Source organism: Kribbella pratensis (assembly GCF_004366075.1).
GTDB lineage: Bacteria > Actinomycetota > Actinomycetes > Propionibacteriales > Kribbellaceae > Kribbella > Kribbella pratensis.
Map to the genome: position 1 here is coordinate 2,197,149 of NZ_SODU01000001.1, position 18,499 is coordinate 2,215,647.

Below are 18,499 nucleotides of genomic sequence, written 5' to 3' on the forward strand. Positions count from 1 at the left end.
CACGGTCACCCCGGCGCCGCCCCGGCTCGCGAGCTACCCACCCCCAGCTTGCTGATGGCGCTCCTCGGGCTCCGGCGTGCAGTTCCGGCTGTCGCCCGGAACGCCTGTCTTCTCCAGGATTGCGCTCAGGTGAGGAGGCCTGCGATGAGGACCATGACCGGGATTGAGAGCAGGGTGCTGAGGAGGACTGCGCTGCGGGCCAGGGTGCGGCTGGCTCGGTAGTGGACGGCGTAGACGTAGACGTTCTGGGCTGTGGGTAGGGCGGCCAGGAGGGTCGGGGCCAGGAGGGCCGTGCCGTGGAGGTCCAGGGCCCAGCGGGCGATTGCGTACGCCGTCAGTGGTTGCACGAACGTCTTTAGTGCAACGGCTAGTACGACGTCCCGCCGTACGGTGATCGAGTCCTTGGTGCCTGCGCTCAGGCTGAGGCCGTATGCCACCAGGGCGACGGGAACCGCTGCTGCGGCGACCAGGTCGATCGGCCGCATCACCAGCTCCGGCAGCCGTACGCCGACCACCGACACCAGCAGCCCGAGCAGCGATGCCACCGTCAACGGATTGCGGAACGGCCGCGTGACGATGGTCCGCAGCGACACGCGCCGTCCGCTCCCCTGCCGGTCACCGTCCAGTACGGCGAACGCGACCGGCGCCATGATCAGCACCTGGAACAACACGATTGGTGCGACCAACGCACCGTCCCCCAGCACGTACGCCGCCACCGGTACGCCGAGATTCCCCGCGTTCACGTACGACGACGCGAGCACTCCGATCGTCGCCTGGGACCGCGTGCGCCGCCAGATGACCGCGGCGATCAACAGGAACAACGCCTGCACCACGAACAGGCTCACCAGGTTCGTGACCAGCACCACCGAGAAGATCGCCCGCAGGTCCGCCCGCGCGACGGTCGTGAACAGCAGCGCCGGAGTCGCCACGAAGAACGCCAGCCGAGACAGTACGAGCTCGTCGTCCTTCCGCAGTACGCCGAAGATGCCGACGACGTACCCCAGCACGGCCACAGCGACCAGTGCGCCGAAGGCACCTACGACGGCGGACATCTCAGCTTCTCAGCGGGGTGGACACCCGTCGATCGTAGGGGGAAGCGCTGTCCGCGACGCGTGGGTGCTCAGGAGCTGGATGGTGACGTGCGGCACCTCGTGATGATGCCGGCCATGACTGCCTGGAAGTGTTCCCGGTCGGCAGCGCTGAGATGCCCGATCAGCTCGTTCAGGGCCTCGCCGACCTCGGCGTGGAAGGCGATCGCGGCCCGGCGGCCGACGTCGGTCAGCGTCACCTGCACGGCGCGCCGATCGCCGGGGACCGGCGAGCGCTCGGCCAGGCCGCGCCTCTCGGCGCGGTCCATCAGACCGGTGAGCGCGGCCTTCTCGACCCCGAAGCACTGCGCGAGTTCAGCCATGCCTTTGGGCCCGTCGAGCAGGACGCACAGCAGCTTCGCCTGCACCGGCGTCAGGTCATGCCGCTCGGAGATGCCCGCGTAGAGCCCCTGAACCACGCCGGTGAGCTGCACCAACCCACCAGCCACATCCAGCTCCGCAGGGTCCACACCGGCGCCGTGGACCTGCGCGAACCCGGCGAATCGCCCGCCGCGGGGTCGGGCGCGTTCCGATGAAGTCTTGCTCACCTCCCCACGGTACATGGGATGTATAGTTAATGACGCATACAGTAAATGCCATTAACTATCAGAGGAGAACCGATGTCCTTCAGCGAAGCGGAGATCGCCTATCTGCGGTCCCAGCCCCTGGGCCGCCTCGCCACCGTCTCGGGCGACGGTCAGCCGGACGCCGTCCCGGTCGGTTTCGAGTACGACGGGACGCACCTCTACATCGGCGGGATCGACCCGGTCCGCACCCGCAAGCACCGCAACGTCCGTGACGGAAACACCAAGGTCGCGTTCGTCGTCGACGATCTGGTGTCCACGCGTCCGTGGGTCCCGCGCTACCTGCGGATCTACGGTGAGGCGGACCTCGTCGAGCGCGACGGTCAGTTCGGTACGTCGGAGTACCTCCGGATCACGCCGACCGTGTCCTGGAGCTTCAACCTCGAGGGCCGTCCGTTCACCCACGACACCTTGGTCACCACGACGCGCACCGTGCACACGCCGGAGGCGGTGACGAGCCGATGAGCTTCGACACTCGTCCTGGCACTCGCGGCGCTCGGCAGCCCGGCGGCCGGCTCCTGCACTGGTTCAACAGGTTCAACGCCCGTCGTATCCGGCGGCGCGGTGGCGGCAAGTTCAGGGGCGGCGACGCGTTGGTACTGCGGACGCTCGGGCGGAAGTCCGGCGCCGAGCGGGCGACGCCGGTCGCCTGGTTCGCCGACGCGGACGGCAACCGGCTGATCGTCGCCTCCGCGGCCGGCGCGGCCGGCAACCCGGCGTGGTACTACAACCTGGCCGCGAACCCCGACCAGGTCCGCATCGAGGTCGCCGGCGAGGCGATCGAGGTCCACGCCGAGCAGTTGCACGGAGCGGAGCGTGCGGAGGCGTGGGAGCGCATCACCACAGCGGCGCCCGGTTTCGCGAAGTACCAGGAACAGACCGATCGCGAGCTCCCGGTCATCCGGCTCGTCGAGCGGCACTGAACCGTCACCTGGAAGATGCTGACAAGTCAGAGCGAGGTCTAGAAAGATTCCACCGCCTGCTCGGAGGATAGGCGGCATGACTACTTCCGCTCGAGTGTTCAAGGCTGCCCTCGGCACGGCCGCGGTGTTCGGCGTCCTGGCGACTGGATTGTCGACGGCCGGCGCCGCACCGGTGCGCCTGCAAACGGCCGTGCAGGGCCTGCCGATCGGGGACGCCGATCTGGTCGAGACCCGGACCGACCGCACGCTGGCGCGCGGCGTGACGCTGACCCGGATCGTCCGTGGAACCGACCCGGCGCCGGCCGACCAGATCAACACCACGCCGCGCGGCCCCTGGGTCGTCAACGTGCTCACGATCGACCCCCGGACGGCCGACGGCCACCTGAAGGCGACGTACGGCCCTGACCTGGCCCGCGTCGAGAAGACCTCGGACCTGGTGAAGTCGTCCGGCGCGCTGGCGGGCGTGAACGCGTCGTTCTTCACCTTCACCGCGAACCCGCAGTACCCGGGCGACCCGGTCGGGCTCGGCCTCTCCGACGGCAAGCTGCTCAGCGAGCCGCTCGCCGATCCGACCGAGGCCAACCTCGTGATCGATGCCAAGAGCAACAGAGTGGTGACCGGCCATCTGCGCTGGACCGGCGCAGTCCGCAATCTATTCACCGGCGCTCAACTGCCGCTCGAGTTCCTCAACCACCCGCCGGTGATCCCGGCCGCGTGTGCGACGCTCCCCGACCAGACCGCCTGCACGGTGCCGGGTGACGTCGTCCGGTTCACGCCCGAGTTCGCCGCCTCGACTCCGGCCGGCGCCGGCGTCGAGGTCGTACTCGACCGCCGCGGTTGCGTCGTCCGTACGTCGACCACGCGGGGTACGGCGCTCAGCCCTAGCCAGACGTCAGTGCAGGCGACCGGCCAGGACACCGTCGCGCTCCTGAAGCTGGCAAAGGGCTGCCTGCGCACGGAGCTCGCGGTGTCGGACGAGAACGGCCGCACGGTCCCGTTGCGCAGCGGCCTGTACGGCGTGACCGGTCGCTACCAGTTGACGAAGAACGGCGAGATCGTCGTACCGGACGGCACCGGAAGCTTCTTCGATCGCAACCCGCGCACGATCGCCGGGACCACGCGCGGCGGCAAGATCGTTCTCGCCACCATCGACGGCCGCCAGACCACGAGCGTCGGCACCACGATGGACGAGACCGCCGCGGTAGCCAAGGCACTCGGCCTCTACGACGCCATCAACCTGGACGGCGGCGGCTCCACCGCGATGGCGCTCGGCGACGGCACCGTCGTCAACCACCCGAGCAGCACCGGCGGCGCCGAGCGCGCAGTCGGCGACGCGATCGTCTTCGTCCCGAAGGGCTGAACCGGTAGTACGTTGAAAGCATGCGACTGCTGCTGTTGGTGGCTGTGCTGATGAGCACGGCCGCCTGCGGCGGCGCCGGGTCCGGGAAGGAGCCTGCCGTGACCGCACCCTCGAGCATCACAGTGACCAGTCCGGCGTTCCGCGACGGCGAGACGATCCCGCGCAAGTACACCTGCGACGGCGAGGGGGTGCCGCCACCGCTCGCCTGGAAGGACATCCCGGCGAACTCCGGAGCGTTGGCTCTGGTCGTCGACGACCCCGATGCACCCCACGGCACGTTCACCCACTGGATCGTGCTCGACCTCGAAGCGGCTGCCGCCTCTCTGGCTGAAGGCGGCGTGTTGCCGGGCGTCAAGCAGGCGAAGAACTCCGCCGGTAGGACCGGGTACTACGGCCCCTGTCCGCCGAGCGGTACGCACCACTACCGCTTCACCGTCTACGCGTTGTCCGGCGCGACCGGCCTCCTGGACGGCGCCGGCCTCGACGAAGCATTGAAGGCGATCGACGCCAAGACCATCGCCCGCGGCCGGATCACCGGCCTCTACTCCCGCTGAACTTGCGTGATGCAGGTCACATCGAACGAGCCATTGACGTTCTGACTACGTAGACAGAACCTGACTGCGTAGTCACAACGTCAAGAGGTGGAGGCTCCATGACCGTGGCGAAACCGGGCTCCGAGGACGGTCGGGCGCGCCGTCGTCCGGGGAGTACGGACGTCGCCCGGCTGGCCGGTGTCTCGCAGAAGACCGTGTCCCGGGTCGTCAACGGCGAGCCGTACGTCAAGGAGGAGGTCCGGCTCCGGGTTCAGGCCGCGATGCGGGAGCTCGGATACCGCCGCAACGACGCCGCGCGAGCGCTGAACTCCGGCCGCACCCAACGGATCGGCGTCGTCTGCCTCGGTACGGCGCTGTTCGGTCCGGCAACGCAGTTGGTGGCGATCGAACGCACCCTCCGCACCACCGGCTACTCGGTCAGCATCGTCAACACCCTCGAAGGCGACACCGTCGCCGACGCGATCGAGCACCTGCTGGTGCAGGGGGTGGACGGCATCATCTTGTCCGAACCGATCGACGAGGGCGGCGACGCCCGGCCGATCGACGTCGACATCCCGGTTCTCAGTTTCGGACGGCTCCCGGGTCTCACCGCGAAGCCGAGCCTGGACACCGGCGGCGACAACGTCGACGCCGGCCGGGCCGCGACCGAACATCTGCTCGGCCTCGGACACCGGACGGTCTGGCACGTCGCCGGCCCGCATCGCTGGTGGGCCGCCCGGGAACGGATGGCCGGCTGGCGACAGGCCCTCGCCGACGCCGGCGCCCCGGAACCACCCGTGCTGGAAGGTGATTGGCTTCCCGCTTCGGGCTACGCGGCCGGTCAGCAACTGGCAGCCGACGACGACGTCACCGCGATCTTCGTCGCCAACGACGACATGGCCATCGGTGTGCTGCGCGCGCTGACCGAGGCCGGCCGATCGGTCCCCGGCGACGTCAGCATCGTCGGATTCGACGACATCCCGACGGCGGCGTTCCTGACACCCCCACTGACCACCGTCCCGCAGGACTTCGACCTCCATGTCGCCCGCGGGATCGCCAACCTCGTCAAGGAGATCGAGTCGCCCACCGGCGACCGGTCTCCCGCGCCGGAGCGACCATCACTCCGGCTGGTCATCCGCCACTCCACTGCCGCTCCACCCGAGCGGCACCGCTGAACCGACACGTCTGCCCTGAGGGGCGGTCCGCACCGGCCGGCCGAGGCCGCGATCCCGGGTGAAGTTTGCTCAGATCCCAAGGAGTTGTTCCACGTGTTCCGTTTCCAACGCACATCCCTGCGGCGCCGAGTCGCGCTCGCCGCGGCGCTCGTCCTGAGCGGCAGTCTCGCCCTGGCCGCCTGCGGCGGTGGCGGTGACAGCTCCGGCGGTCAGCCCGCGGCGGCCAAGACCGTCAGCCAGGCCGACATCGACAAGGCCATGTCCACGCCTACCGACCTCACCTTCTGGACCTGGGTGCCGAACATCCAGAAGGAAGTCGACCTGTTCCAGAAGAAGTACCCCGCGATCAAGGTGAAGGTGGTCAACGCCGGGCAGGGCGGACCGCAGTACACCAAGCTGCGCACGGCTCTGAAAGCCAAGGCCGGCTTCCCGGACGCCGTTCAGATCGAGTTCCAGTACATCCCGACGTTCTCGCTCACCAAGAGCCTGATGGACCTGCGCCCGTACGGCGCCGAGGCGCTGAAGGACAAGTTCGTCGGGTGGACCTGGCAGCAGGTGGTCGGCTCCAACGGCGAGGTCTGGGCGGTCCCGCAGGACAGCGGACCGATGGGGATGCTCTACCGCAAGGACATCTTCGACAAGTACGGCATCGCCGTACCCAAGACGTGGGACGAGTTCGCGGCGGCGGCCCGCAAGTTGCACGCCGCGGATCCCAAGCTCTACCTGACGAACCTCGCGCAGAGCCAGGCCGGCGTGTGGTTCGGCCTGCTCTGGCAGGCCGGCGTGAAGCCGTTCGAGAACACCGGTGCCGACTCGGTCAAGGTCGATCTGAACGGTGCGGAATCCAAGAAGGTCGCCGACTACTGGAGCGGACTGATCAAGGACGGCTCGGTCTCGACCGACGCCGACTTCAACGACCAGTGGTACCAGGCGCTGAACCGCGGCAAGTACGCCACCTGGATCACCGCGGCGTGGGGCCCGGTCTTCCTCGAAGGCAGTGCGAAGGCGACCAGCGGCAAGTGGCGCGCGGCGCCGCTCCCGCAATGGGAGGCGGGCAAGAACGTCTCCGGCAACTGGGGCGGCTCCACGACCGCGGTGGTGCAGGGGACGAAGAACCCGATCGCGGCGGCGAAGCTGGCCGAGTTCATCAACACCGATCCCGAGTCGACGAAGATGTTCGCGACCCAGCAGTTCCTCTTCCCGGTGACGAAGTCCCTGTTGGCCGACACCTCGTTCGTCGACCGCCCGCTGCCCTTCTACGGTGGCCAGACGGTGAACAAGCTGTTCGCGGGGATCAGCGACACCGTGGACACGAAGTTCCAGTGGCCGCCGTTCCTGGACCAGGCCTACAGCGACTGGGGCGAGACCGTCGGTAAGTCGTTCGCGAACAAGAGCGATACCAGCACCGCCCTCGACCAGTGGCAGGACCGGACCACGAAGTACGCGAAGAACCAGGGCTTCAAGGTCGAGCAATGAGCGTCAACACGACCGATCGGCTCGGCGCGCGGGCGCCGAGCCGGGCCGACGTACGCCGGCGGGCGCGCGGCGTGAGCCACGCCCGCACGGGCTACCTCTTCGTCGCGCCGTTCATGCTGGTCTTCCTGGGCCTGCTGGTGTTGCCGCTCGCGTACGCGGCGTACCTGAGCCTGTTCCAGGAGCGGCTGATCGGCGGCACGGTGTTCGCCGGGCTCGGCAACTACACCCGGGCGCTCACGGATCCGCGGTTGCTGCACGGAGTCGGCCGGGTCGGGCTGTTCTTCCTGATCCAGGTGCCGATCATGCTCGCGATCGCGTTGTTCGCGGCGCTGGCCATCGACAGCGGGCTGCTCCGGGTGGCGAAGGGCTTCCGGCTCGGCATCTTCCTGCCGTACGCCGTCCCAGCCGTGGTCGCCACCTTGATGTGGGGCTACCTCTACGGCCAGGACTTCGGTCTGTTCGCCCAACTGGCAGACAAGCTGAGCCTGTCGCCACCGAAGTTCCTCAGCAGCGATTGGATGCTCGGCTCCATCGCGAACATCGTCACCTGGGAGTTCACCGGCTACAACATGATCATCCTGTACGCCGCTCTGCGGGCCGTACCGCACGACCTGTACGAGGCCGCCGCGGTGGACGGCGCCGGGGCGATCCGGACGGCGTGGAGCATCAAGATCCCGGCGCTCCGGCCGGCCCTGCTGGTCTGCCTGATCTTCTCGGTCATCGGCAGCTTCCAGCTGTTCAGCGAGCCACAGCTGATGCAGCGGCTCGCGCCCAGCGTCATCGACGGCGGCTACACACCGAACCTCTACGGGTACACCCTGGCCTTCACGGGTCAGGAGGTGAACTACGCCGCGACGGTCTCGTTCCTGCTCGGCGCCGTCATCGTCGTCGTGTCGTACGCCGTTCTGTTCGTCACGACCCGAAGGAGCCGGTCATGAGGGCACGACACAGCAACGTGCTGACCATCTGCATGGTGGCGTTGCTGATCTACTTCCTGCTGCCGTTGTTCTGGTTGTTCGTGGCCTCGACCAAGACGGTGGGCAACCTGTTCTCGAGCTTCGGCCTGTGGTTCGCCGACGACTTCTCGCTGTGGTCCAACATCCGCGCCACCGTGACGAACGGCGACTGGGTGTTTTCCCGCTGGATGGCCAACACCGTCTTCTACTCGGTGGTCAGCGCGGGCGGGGCGGCGTTCCTGTGTGCGCTCGCCGGGTACGGCTTCGCCAAGTACCGGTTCCGGGGGAACGCCGCGATGTCCGGGCTCGTGCTCGGTGCGATCATGGTGCCGACCACGGCCCTCGCGATCCCGACGTACCTGCTGTTCAGCAAGGCCGGGCTGGTGAACACGCCGTGGGCGATCATCCTGCCGTCACTGGTCAGCCCGTTCGGCCTGTTCCTGATGCGCATCTATGCCCAGGACGCGGTTCCGGACGGGATCATCGAGGCCGCGCGGATCGACGGGGCGGGTGAGTTCCGCATCTTCTTCCAGGTCGCGGCCCGGATGCTTGCCCCGGGCATCGTCACGGTGGTGCTGTTCACGCTGGTCGCGACCTGGAACAACTACTTCCTGCCGCTCATCATGCTCAACAACCCCGACCTGTACCCGGTCACGGTGGGGCTCGCGCAGTGGTCGTCTCAGGCCGGTGCCGGCGGCGGGACGACCGGTGCAGTGCTGTCCCTGGTGATCACCGGTTCGTTCCTGTCGGTGATCCCGCTGATCGCCGCGTTCCTGCTGCTGCAGCGGTACTGGCAGTCGGGGCTGGCCTCCGGCGGCATCAAAGCCTGATTCCCTTCTAAATTTGGAGAAACTACTGTGCACGAACGTGTGCTTTTCGGAGCTGCGTACTACCACGAATATCAACCGAACGACCGGCTCGAGCTCGATCTCGACCTGATGGCCGAGGCGCGGTTCTCGGTGATCCGCGTGGGCGAGTCGGTGTGGTCGACATGGGAGCCGGAGAACGGGCGGTTCGACCTGGACTGGCTGCAGCCTGTTCTCGACGGCGCGCATTCCCGCGGTATCGCGGTGCTGCTCGGCACCCCGACGTACGCCGTCCCGCCGTGGCTGGCCCGCCTGTACCCGGAGATCACCGGGGAGCGTAAGACGGGTCAGCGGATCGGGTGGGGCGCGCGGCAGGAGGTGGACTTCACTCACCCCGGCTTCCGCTTCCACGCCGAGCGGGTGATCCGCAAGATCGTGGAACGGTACGCCGATCACCCGGCGGTCATCGGCTATCAGGTCGACAACGAGCCGGGCAACGAGTTGCTGCACAATCACGGCGTGTTCCAGCGGTTCGTGGACAGCCTGCGGCACAAGTACGGTGACGTGCAGACGCTGAACGACGAGTGGGGTCTCGTCTACTGGTCGCACCGGCTGTCGGACTGGGCCGACCTGTGGACGCCGGACGGCAACGTGCAGCCGCAGTACGACGTCGCGTGGCGGCAGTTCCAGGCGGACCAGACGACCGAGTTCATCGGCTGGCAGGCCGACATCGTCCGCGAGTACGCTCGTCCGGACCAGTTTGTGACCACCTGCATCGCCTACGACCGCCCTGCCGTCGCCGACGACGAGCTGGTACGACGCCTCGACCTGACGGCGGGGAACCCGTACTACTCCATGCAGGACGGACTGCAGCACCCGCACGCCGGGTCGGCCAGCCAGGGCTGGACCACCAACGGCACCTGGGCGCTCTATCTCAGCGCGGACCGGATGTACTCGTCCAAGCAGAGCCCCTTCCTCGTCACCGAGACCAACGCCCAGGCGATCGGCGCCCCGTGGCAGAACCGCCCGGCGTACGACGGCCAGTGGCGGCAGGCCGCGTGGGCGCTCGTGTCACGTGGCGCCAAGATGATCGAGTACTGGCACTGGCACACGCTGCACTTCGGCACGGAGACGTACTGGGGCGGAGTCCTCCCCCACAGCGGGCAGCCGGGCCGCATGTACCGGGAGGTCACGCAACTCGGTGCCGAGTTCGAGGCCGCCGGCTCACTCGTCGCCGACCTCACTCCGGACAGCGACGTGACGATGCTCTACTCGACGCCGAGCAAGTGGCTGATGCAGAAGTACCCGGCGCTCGCGCACGCGGACGGCAGCCCGGACGAGCGTTCGTACCACGGGTTCTTCGATGCCTTCTATCGTGGGGCTTTCGACGCCGGTCTGCAGGTCCGCATCCTGCACACGAGCCAGTTCACCGGCTCGGTGCAGGACGCCCCGGTTCTCGTCGTACCGGCGCTCTACCTGGCCGACACCGAACTGCTGGACCAACTGGTCGCGTACGCCGAGGCTGGTGGGCACCTGGTCGTCGGACCGCGCACCGGGTATGCCGATCACGAGGCACGCGCGCGCACGGACGTACAGCCGGCCAAGCTCGCCGCCGCAGCCGGCGTCTGGTACGACGAGTTCAGCAACGTCAGCGTGGACGTACCAGTACGCGGCACCGGTCTGGAACTGGGCACCGGCGCCGCAGGGAGCCGCTGGATCGATGGGCTCACCGTCGACGGCGCCGACGTACTGGTGGGTTACGACGACCCGCATTTCGGGCGGTGGCCGGCGATCACCTCGCGGGCACACGGCTCCGGCCGGATCACGTACGTCGGCACCGTGCCGAACCCGGCCTTGTCCGCGGCGCTGTTCCGGTGGATCAAACCCGCGGCCTGGACCGATCTGCCGGCCGGGGTGACCGTCACCTCCGCGACCAGTGCGGATGGCCGGCGGATCCGGTTCGTCCACAACTGGTCGTGGGACAGCGTCGACCTCAAGCTGCCCGGGCCGGCTCACGACGTACTCGCGAACCAGCCGACCAACGGCAAGCTGGACCTCGGCCCCTGGGACGTGCGGGTGCTCGTCGAGCCGGATCAGTAGCCGTTGCCGTAGCCGCCGCCGTCCGACGACGAAGGAGCCTGCGTAGGGGCGGCGGCTGTGGTGGTTGCGGCGTGCCAGGTGAAGTCGACACCGGAGAACGCGTCGGCGAGGTTGTTGCCCTTGGCCTCGCCGGCGGCGGTGTCGAGTTTGAAGGTGTAGAGCGGCTTGCCCTGGAAGGTGAGCTGCTCCGCACCGGTGTCGGAGCGCTTGATCGTGGCCAAGCCCTTCACAGCCTGCGGGTCGCCGGTCGCGGGCATCCAGAAGCTCAGGCAGCTGGTGGTGCACTTGATCGCGCCGCCGGCCTCCTGGTCGGCGAAGTACAACGTCTTCCCGGAGGCGTCGACCAGCGTCTGACCGACACCGCTGACGTCCTTCACCGAGACGGCGGCCGCCGCGGGGGCGCCACCACCGGAAGGTTGCGCGTCGGCACCGCAGGCGGTGAGCGCGCCGAGCGCCGCCACCGTTGCTCCTAGCAACAAGATTTTGGTTTTCATCGAGATCTCCTCTCCCCCACAGATACGCGAGATCCGGCCCGGCGGTTCAGTTGAACCTTTCACCGCCGTACCGCGTATTCCCTGGGTGTGGATGACGACACGGTGATCCGCGCGCTGTACGACAAGTACCGGCGGCCGCTGTTCGGGTATGTCCTGCGCTCCGTGGGCGACCGGCAGTACGCCGAGGACATCGTGCAGGAGACGATGACGCGCGCCTGGACGCATGCGGCCGACCTGGACCCGGACCGGGCCGGGCGCTGGCTGTTCACGGTCGCCCGCAACCTGGTGATCTCCGGGCGCCGCAGGCAGACCGCGCGGGCGACGGAGGTGCCGATCGAGGACCGCGAGTTCCCGGCGCTCGGCGACGACATCGATCGTGTGCTGCAGGTCTGGCAGGTGATCGACGTACTGCGGGGACTCAGTAAGGACCACCGGCAGGTGATCGTCGAACTGTTCTACCGCCGGCTCACCGTCAACGAGGCGGCCGCTGTCCTCGGTGTACCGCCGGGAACGGTGAAGTCGCGCAGCTACTACGCACTGCACGCGTTGCGCGCCGCGCTGGAGGAACGAGGAGTGACTGGCTCATGACGTGCCCGGAGACGATGTCGATCGGGGCCTTTGTGCTCGGTGCGCTGGAGGCGTCCGAGCGTCTCGCGGTCGAGGAGCACCTCGTGACCTGTACGGCGTGCCGCGAGACGTTGCTGCAGTTCGCGCATCTGCCTGGGCTGCTGCACGCCGTACCGGTCGAGGACATCGAAGCGGAGCAGCCGGAGCCCGCTCCGCTTCAGCTGAGCAAGAAGAGGCGGCCGCGGTGGGTGCTGGCCGCCGCAGCAGCGGCATCGATGGCTGGTGTCGCCGGCTGGGGACTGCTGTCCGCTCCGGCGTCAGCAACGTGGACGGCGACGGACGGGGTTGGCGGTCTCGACACGACGGCCAAGCTGGTCAGCCGTGGCTGGGGCACGGACATCCAGCTCCGCCTGACCGACCTGAAGCCGTACGAGCACTGCATGCTCGTCGTCCACGGCCGCGACGGAACCGTAGAGACAGCCGGCTGGTGGGCTGCTAACGGCAGCTACCACGCACAGGTTCCCGCGAGTACGTCGCTCCCGCTCCGCGACATCGACCACCTCGAAGTGGTCGACGCAGGAGACACCGTACTGAGCACGGTGTCCCCCACGACGCGCTGACTCACCAACTGTTGTTGGAGATTCCCGTGCCCAGGTAGACCTGGTCGTAGGTGTTTCCGTCGTTGTCGTCGGTGTAGGCGACCGCTACTTCGGCGAACGGCGACACCGCGACCGTCATCTGCTCCTGCCTACCTGTGGCCACGGAGCTCAGCCGCTGCGCCGACAGCCGACCTGTGTCGGTGCCGTCGGTGCCGAAGCCACGTACCCACACGTCCGGATCAGCGCCGGCCACTGTCCAGCCCACGACCGTCTGTGACTGGTCGTCGATACCAATCGACGGTGCCACACCAGCAGCCGCGACCTGTACGTCGGCGTACCGAGCAGTGCCCGCAGTGTTGAACGCACGCGTCGCCACAGCGCCGGCCGACTCCCAGGCGGCCGCGAAATCGCCGTTGAAGTTGGCTGCCGCAGCTGGATGCGTCTGCTGACCTGTGGTGTTCGAGTTGGCGACCCGGCGCGACAGCGTGGCTGCACCGTTCGTGCGGCCCAGCCGGATCAGTCCGATGTTGTAGTCGCCGTTGGCGTCGCCGTCCTCGTCCCACACGACGACCGCGTCACCTGACGCCGACACGGCCACATCCGGGTTGTGGTGCTGACCGGTGGTCTGCGAGGCGGTCACCTCCCAGGCGCGTGTGGCCGGTCCGGTGAAGCCGGCCGCCTTCACTGTTGCCGGCGTACCGGTCTGGATGTCTTCCCACGCCACGGTGAATGCGACTGCAGCACCGGACGGTGCGCCGTCCGGGTCGACAGCGACTCGCGGGTTGATCTGCTGGCCGGTGGAGCTGCTGTTGGAGTTGCCGGACGCTGTGACGGTGCCGGCGGTGTTCACGACGCGGTACGGGATGTTGTAGTACCCGTTGCCGTCCGGGTCGTCCTGCCACACCACGACGGCGTTGCCCTTGTCGTCCAGGCCGACGTCCGGGTGCAGGTGCCGCCAGTTCGTCACACCGCTACTTCCGCCCGCGGACAGCTTCGTCTCGTACACCGCAGTGCCGTTGCGGAAGAGCCGCAGGTAGATCTCGCTGTGCACGTTGTCGGTCGCGTTGTCGGTGTCGCGGTCGTCCTCCCACGCCACCGCGACGTACCCGTTGCGGTTGATCGCAACGGAGGCTGCGTCCTGATCGCCGGTGGAGACACTGTTCGCCGCCACCCAGGTGGGAGCAGCAATGTGCGCCTCGGCGGTGGTCGCGGTGAGGGTCAGCACCGTCGCCGCAATCGCTGTAGCAGCAAGCGTCTTCTTCATCGTCACACCGCCTGCAGTCCGGGTTGACCCTCTTGGATGACGAACGATTTCGCCGTACTCACGGCTGCGCCGTGCTCCGAAACCTTCGCGACAGCACGGAAATCGGCCCGCAGCTGGGTCGGGCTGATCGTCGTCCGGACGTAGCCGCGACGGTTCTGGTAGAACCGCAGCCACGGATTCTCCGCGAGATTCGGGATCGTGGTTGCCCCGTCGCCGTCGCCACTCGAGGTGACCGAGCTCGTCACCAACTCGGACCCGATGACCGCCGAGTTCGTGTTGCTGTAGTCGGCTTTCAGATCGCTGGCCCATGCGCGATGGACGTCACCGGTCAGGACGACCGGGTTGCGGGTTCCGCGGTCGATCCAGCCCTGCTGGATGCGGGCCCGCGAGGCGCGGTAGCCGTCCCACGAGTCCATGCTCCCCGCACCGGCCGAGTCGAACCGGCGAGCGAAGAACACCTGCTGTCCAAGGATGTCCCACGTGCCGTAGTGCTGGTTGAGACCGTCGAGCAGCCAGGTCTCCTGGGTGTTGCCCGGCAGACTGCGGCTGGCGAGGTCAGCGTCGGAGCACACCTTCCAGCCGTCGCCACAGGCCTGGTCGTTGCGGTACTGCCGTGTGTCGAGCATGTGGAACGTCGCGAGACTCCCCCACCGCAGCCGGCGGTAGAGCGGGATCGAGTTGCCGCTGTTCGCCTGTGCCGGCCGCAGCGGCATGTTCTCGTAGTACGCCTGGTACGCCGCGGTCCGCCGAGCGGTCCACTGCGCTGTCGTGAGAGACGGCGTACTGTCCGCTCGCACCATGTTGGCGTAGTTGTTCTCCACCTCGTGGTCGTCCGGTACGACGAGCCACGGCGCGACCGCATGCGCTGCCTGCAGGTCGGGGTCCGACTTGTACTGCGCGTACCGGCGACGGTAGTCCGCGAGCGACACGATCTCGCTCGCACCCGCGTGCAGGCGAGGCCTTCCGGTGGTGGCGCCGTACTCGTAGATGTAGTCACCCAGGAAGAGGATGAGGCCCGGGTTCTCCTCGGCCATGCGCCGGTAGACCGTGTAGTAGCCCTCCTCGTAATGCGCACAGGAGGTGAAGGCCATCACCAGGTCTCGCCCGTTGGTGCCCACAGCCGGAGCGGTCCGGGTGCGGCCGACGGGTGACAGGTGGCCCTGCGCGCGGAAGCGGTAGAAGTAGTCCGCGTCCGGGCTGAGGCCGCCTGCGATGACATGCACCGAGTGGGCGGAGGCGTACTTCGCGGTCACCGTGCCGGACGCGACCAGCGTGCTGAAGGTGTCGGTGGTCGACACCTGCCAGTCAACGGCGACATCGGCGTTCGCCATGCCGCCTTGGCCGTCGGCATTCAGCGGCGAGGGTGCCAGACGGGTCCAGAGCACGACGCTGTTGGCGTCGGGCTCACCGGACGCGATGCCGAGCTGGAACGGGTACGGGACGGCGGCGGTGGCGGTGATCACGGACGACTGGGCGGCAGCCGGGAGGGCGCCGGCCCCAGCTGCGGCGAGTCCGCCGAGAACAAGGGTCCTGCGACTGATTGGGCTCATGAGGCCTCACCTTCACGGGTACTCAGGGCGGTAGGCCCCCGGATCGGTCGAACTGCGGGTGACCATTCGGGAACCTTGAGTGTGTGCGGTGCTCCGTGCCCATGATTGCGCAGAATTGGTAAATTTCCTACAGCAGAACGAGCAGCAGCAGTACGGCGGCCGGAACGCCCTCCAGCAACGTGTTCAACCAGAGTCGCCGCTCCGTTGCGAGCAGGACGAGCGCCAGGAAGACGTGCTGCGCTGCGGTGAAAGCGACCAGCGCCTCACCCTGCGGCACATGCCCGGTCCGGGCGAGGACGACGCCGAGCGCCAGCGCGACAGCGGTCGTGAAGTTGTAGAACCCGAGGTTCACGATCCACAACCTGACCGCGTCGAAGTCCCGGCGCTCCAGCAGGAACAGCGGATACAGCCGCGGATGGCGGTAGAAGAACGACTCCATCAGCCAGACCCACGCCAGCATGACCGCGATGGCGATCGCGAGGATCTGCGCCGCCGTCCTCATGATGTAGCCCCCAGGCTGACGCCGTGCCGGCTCGTGATCTCACCCAGCGCGGCGTAGTCGGCCGGATCGGCGCCGGCCAGGTCCGCGAAGAACGCGCCCATCCGCCCGGTCTGGCTGACAGCGAGGAACTTCGCCGACGGCGTCAGCACCGAGAACGTGTTCACGGTGCCGGCCGGGATGCTGATCGAGGCGCCAGGTCCGAGGTCGTAGCCCTGATCCCCTGCCTGGACGAGGATCCGGCCCTGCAGGACGTAGAACGCCTTGCTCCACGACTCGCTGTGCGGCGGCGAGGCGTCGGCGCGCGGCGCGTCGATCTCGAACAGCTCGTACTGCCCGCCGGTGTGCTCGGCGCCGATCTTGACCGTCACGGTCGCGTCCGGGGCGGCGTACTCGACACCGCTGCCCGCATTGCTCAGATGCACTGTTTCGTTCATGACTGCGACGGTAGGAAGCGGCGTACGGCGGAGGTATCCCGTGCGGCTGTGCTCGTCGCAGCCACCCGAATCCCCACATTTCGGGGATAGGCGGCCGGGGTACGTCGGCGCATACTGAGCGCATGTGGGAGGGGCGGGCGCGGGCCGCGCGCCGGGACATCGCGGCACTGGCGACCTCGGGGATGGGCGTCGCGGAACTGCACGCGGCCGCGATCGAGGTGGTCGAACAGGTCGTCGGCAGCGAGCTCACCTGCTGGGCCGGCATGGACCCGGGCACGCTGGTGATCAGCTCGATGACGAGCGGCGCGGCCCGCATCCCAGCCGAGTACGAGCCGCGGCTGGCGGAGACGGAGTACGCCGGAACCGTGCCGAACTCGTTCGCCGAACTGGCCCGCACGTCACACCAGGTCGCACGCTTGTCGGACCTGCCGTACCGCGAGGTGGTCGGACACCGACGGCTGAACGAGGTGTGGCGGCCGCTCGGGATCGAGCACGAGGTCCGGACGACGTTCGTCGTCGACGGGGACTGCTGGGGCGCGGCCGGGTTCGTCCGCAGCGGTCCCGACTTCAGTGACCGGGAGGTGGAGTTCCTCGGGTCGGTGGCGCCGGTCATCGGCGCTGCGACGCGGGTCGCCGTACGGACGGACGCACACGGGTACCGCGGAGGGGTCGGCCCGTCGATCGTCGTCACCGGACCGACCGGCGAGCCGCGGGCGATCACCGCGGCCGCCCAGATCTGGCAGGACGAGCTGGACGAGATCGCGCCGGGACGCTTCGGCGTACTGCTTCGGGCCGTCGTCACGGGCACCCGAGCCTCCGGCACCTTCCAGGCGCGGGTGCAGACCGCCGCCGGCGAGTGGGTGCTGATGCAGGGCAGCCGGCTGCTGGGTGACAGCGAGGACGAGGTGGTGGTGACGATCGAGCCTGCCTCGGGTCAGCACCTGGTCGGCATGCTGCTCGCGGCGTACGGCCTGACCACGCGCGAGCGGGAGATCTGTCTGGAGATCATCTCCGGGCACACCACCGGCGCGATCGCCGACCGGTTGTCGATCTCGCCGCACACGATCCAGGACCACCTGAAGTCGGCGTTCGCCAAGGTCGGCGTCCGGAGCCGTGGCGAACTGGTCGCGACGCTCAGGCCGGGATGAGCTGCTTGCGATACGTCCCCGGCGGTACGCCGAAGTCGCGCTTGAACGCCTTTGCGAACGCGAACTCCGACGTGTAGCCGATCTCCTTCGCCACCGTGGCGATCGGGCGATCACAGTCCCGCAGCAGCCGCGCCGCGGTCGTCATCCGCCAACGGGACAGGTATGTCAGCGGCGGCTCCCCGACCGCCTCCGTGAACCGCCGCGCGAAGGCAGCCCGCGACAACCCGACCTCGGAGGCCAGGTCGGCGACCGTCCACGCGGCGCCAGGCCGCTCGTGGAGGAGCTCCAGCGACTGCACGACCGCGGGATCGGTCAGCGCCCGCGACCAGCCCCGATCCGCCGGGCAGTCGCTGTCCTCGAACCAGGCCCGCAAGATCAGCACGAGAAGCGCATCCACCAGCGCCGGCACGACGGCGGCCGCGCCGGGCCGCTGCGCGTCGAGCTCCTCGCCCAGGATGCTGATGGCCGTATGCAACGAACGGTGGCGGCCGGGGTTCGCCGGTACGACGACCACGTCGGGCAGCCTGCTCAGCACCGGGTGCGGGCGCTCCCGGTCCAGCCGGTAGGTGCCGCACAGCAGCAACGACCGCGCGCCCTGACCCTGCGGCGGCTCCTCGACCGACGGGTCGAAGTCGACCAGCGGCGAATCGGGATGGTCGGCGATCGCGTGCTCGACGCCGCGCGGCAGCAGGACCGCGTCGCCCGGGCCGAGCGGGATCGGGTCGCCGTCCGGCGGCAGCAACCACGCCGTACCTTGCAGGACAAGGTGGAACGTGGCACCGAACGAGTGCACGAAGCGCAGTCCCCACGGCCCCCGGACGTCGGTGCGCCCGGACGTGGCCGGGCCGGTCCTCATCGCGGCGACGACATCGGCAAGCACATCCATACCTGGCATCATACGCGCACCGATCAAGACGATCGGATATAAAGCTGCGCTCAA

General features: G+C 68.4%; 20 protein-coding genes. 12 read left to right on the forward strand and 8 right to left on the reverse strand.

Translation table 11 applies throughout. From position 1 onward, the window contains the following. Positions 1–125 precede the first annotated feature (125 nt). The gene (locus tag EV137_RS10415; protein ID WP_134000516.1) at positions 126–1,052 is read right to left on the reverse strand and encodes an AEC family transporter; all 927 of its coding nucleotides are present in this window, start codon (positions 1,050–1,052) and stop codon (positions 126–128) included. 68 nt (positions 1,053–1,120) lie between these two features. Then, positions 1,121–1,636 carry a MarR family winged helix-turn-helix transcriptional regulator gene (locus EV137_RS10420; protein ID WP_166679818.1) on the reverse strand — a complete coding sequence of 172 codons (516 nt, stop codon included), beginning with the start codon at positions 1,634–1,636 and terminating at the stop codon, positions 1,121–1,123. A gap of 72 nt (positions 1,637–1,708) precedes the next feature. Here EV137_RS10420 and EV137_RS10425 point away from each other — a divergent pair, with 72 nt between their 5' ends. The 9 genes from EV137_RS10425 (at position 1,709) to EV137_RS10465 (ending at position 11,001) form a co-directional block, all read left to right on the forward strand. Then, positions 1,709–2,137: a PPOX class F420-dependent oxidoreductase gene (locus tag EV137_RS10425; protein WP_134128131.1), complete on the forward strand. Its 429-nt coding sequence runs from the start codon at positions 1,709–1,711 to the stop codon at positions 2,135–2,137. Beyond that, the gene (locus EV137_RS10430; RefSeq protein WP_134128133.1) at positions 2,134–2,595 is read left to right on the forward strand and encodes a nitroreductase/quinone reductase family protein; all 462 of its coding nucleotides are present in this window, start codon (positions 2,134–2,136) and stop codon (positions 2,593–2,595) included. The genes EV137_RS10425 and EV137_RS10430 overlap by 4 nt, the downstream gene beginning before the upstream one ends. Positions 2,596–2,671: 76 nt before the next feature. Continuing rightward, positions 2,672–3,955, forward strand: a complete 1,284-nt coding sequence (locus EV137_RS10435; RefSeq protein WP_134128139.1) for a phosphodiester glycosidase family protein — start codon at positions 2,672–2,674, stop codon at positions 3,953–3,955. A 20-nt stretch (positions 3,956–3,975) separates the two neighbouring features. Continuing rightward, the gene (locus EV137_RS10440; protein WP_202870873.1) at positions 3,976–4,509 is read left to right on the forward strand and encodes a YbhB/YbcL family Raf kinase inhibitor-like protein; all 534 of its coding nucleotides are present in this window, start codon (positions 3,976–3,978) and stop codon (positions 4,507–4,509) included. A gap of 98 nt (positions 4,510–4,607) precedes the next feature. Further along, positions 4,608–5,663: a LacI family DNA-binding transcriptional regulator gene (locus tag EV137_RS10445; protein WP_134000528.1), complete on the forward strand. Its 1,056-nt coding sequence runs from the start codon at positions 4,608–4,610 to the stop codon at positions 5,661–5,663. Between the two features lie 93 nt (positions 5,664–5,756). After that, on the forward strand, positions 5,757–7,139 hold the full coding sequence (locus EV137_RS10450; protein WP_202870874.1) for an ABC transporter substrate-binding protein: 1,383 nt from the start codon (positions 5,757–5,759) through the stop codon (positions 7,137–7,139). Further along, positions 7,136–8,077, forward strand: coding sequence for a carbohydrate ABC transporter permease (locus EV137_RS10455; RefSeq protein WP_134128141.1), 942 nt, complete (start codon positions 7,136–7,138; stop codon positions 8,075–8,077). Before EV137_RS10450 ends, EV137_RS10455 begins: the two co-directional genes overlap by 4 nt. After that, positions 8,074–8,925: a carbohydrate ABC transporter permease gene (locus EV137_RS10460; protein ID WP_202870875.1), complete on the forward strand. Its 852-nt coding sequence runs from the start codon at positions 8,074–8,076 to the stop codon at positions 8,923–8,925. The genes EV137_RS10455 and EV137_RS10460 overlap by 4 nt, the downstream gene beginning before the upstream one ends. 39 nt (positions 8,926–8,964) lie before the next feature. Beyond that, on the forward strand, positions 8,965–11,001 hold the full coding sequence (locus tag EV137_RS10465) for a beta-galactosidase (protein ID WP_134128143.1): 2,037 nt from the start codon (positions 8,965–8,967) through the stop codon (positions 10,999–11,001). On the opposite strand, the gene EV137_RS10470 is transcribed toward EV137_RS10465, so the two are convergent. Next, on the reverse strand, positions 10,995–11,495 hold the full coding sequence (locus EV137_RS10470; RefSeq protein ID WP_134128145.1) for a COG4315 family predicted lipoprotein: 501 nt from the start codon (positions 11,493–11,495) through the stop codon (positions 10,995–10,997). The genes EV137_RS10465 and EV137_RS10470 overlap by 7 nt on opposite strands. Positions 11,496–11,582: 87 nt before the next feature. On the opposite strand from EV137_RS10470, the gene EV137_RS10475 reads away from it, so the two are divergent. Both EV137_RS10475 and EV137_RS10480 read left to right on the forward strand, forming a co-directional pair. Then, positions 11,583–12,083: a sigma-70 family RNA polymerase sigma factor gene (locus tag EV137_RS10475; RefSeq protein WP_134000537.1), complete on the forward strand. Its 501-nt coding sequence runs from the start codon at positions 11,583–11,585 to the stop codon at positions 12,081–12,083. Continuing rightward, positions 12,080–12,682 carry an anti-sigma factor family protein gene (locus tag EV137_RS10480; protein ID WP_134128147.1) on the forward strand — a complete coding sequence of 201 codons (603 nt, stop codon included), beginning with the start codon at positions 12,080–12,082 and terminating at the stop codon, positions 12,680–12,682. Before EV137_RS10475 ends, EV137_RS10480 begins: the two co-directional genes overlap by 4 nt. A 1-nt stretch (position 12,683) precedes the next feature. Here EV137_RS10480 and EV137_RS10485 read toward each other — a convergent pair whose 3' ends face one another. The 4 genes from EV137_RS10485 to EV137_RS10500 all read right to left on the reverse strand — a co-directional run bounded on the left by EV137_RS10485 (position 12,684) and on the right by EV137_RS10500 (position 16,411). Beyond that, entirely contained in the window at positions 12,684–13,925 is a 1,242-nt protein-coding gene (locus EV137_RS10485; RefSeq protein WP_134128149.1) for a hypothetical protein, read from the reverse strand. A 2-nt stretch (positions 13,926–13,927) separates the two neighbouring features. Then, positions 13,928–15,475, reverse strand: a complete 1,548-nt coding sequence (locus tag EV137_RS10490) for an alkaline phosphatase D family protein (RefSeq protein ID WP_134128151.1) — start codon at positions 15,473–15,475, stop codon at positions 13,928–13,930. A 127-nt stretch (positions 15,476–15,602) separates the two neighbouring features. Further along, on the reverse strand, positions 15,603–15,977 hold the full coding sequence (locus tag EV137_RS10495; protein WP_134128153.1) for a DUF1304 family protein: 375 nt from the start codon (positions 15,975–15,977) through the stop codon (positions 15,603–15,605). Continuing rightward, positions 15,974–16,411: a cupin domain-containing protein gene (locus EV137_RS10500; protein WP_134128154.1), complete on the reverse strand. Its 438-nt coding sequence runs from the start codon at positions 16,409–16,411 to the stop codon at positions 15,974–15,976. Before EV137_RS10500 ends, EV137_RS10495 begins: the two co-directional genes overlap by 4 nt. Before the next feature lie 122 nt (positions 16,412–16,533). On the opposite strand from EV137_RS10500, the gene EV137_RS10505 reads away from it, so the two are divergent. Beyond that, positions 16,534–17,559, forward strand: coding sequence for a helix-turn-helix transcriptional regulator (locus EV137_RS10505; protein ID WP_134128156.1), 1,026 nt, complete (start codon positions 16,534–16,536; stop codon positions 17,557–17,559). Here EV137_RS10505 and EV137_RS10510 read toward each other — a convergent pair. Further along, the gene (locus tag EV137_RS10510; protein ID WP_134000551.1) at positions 17,546–18,445 is read right to left on the reverse strand and encodes an AraC family transcriptional regulator; all 900 of its coding nucleotides are present in this window, start codon (positions 18,443–18,445) and stop codon (positions 17,546–17,548) included. The two genes, EV137_RS10505 and EV137_RS10510, sit on opposite strands and share 14 nt — an antisense overlap. Between the last annotated feature and the right edge of the window lie 54 nt (positions 18,446–18,499).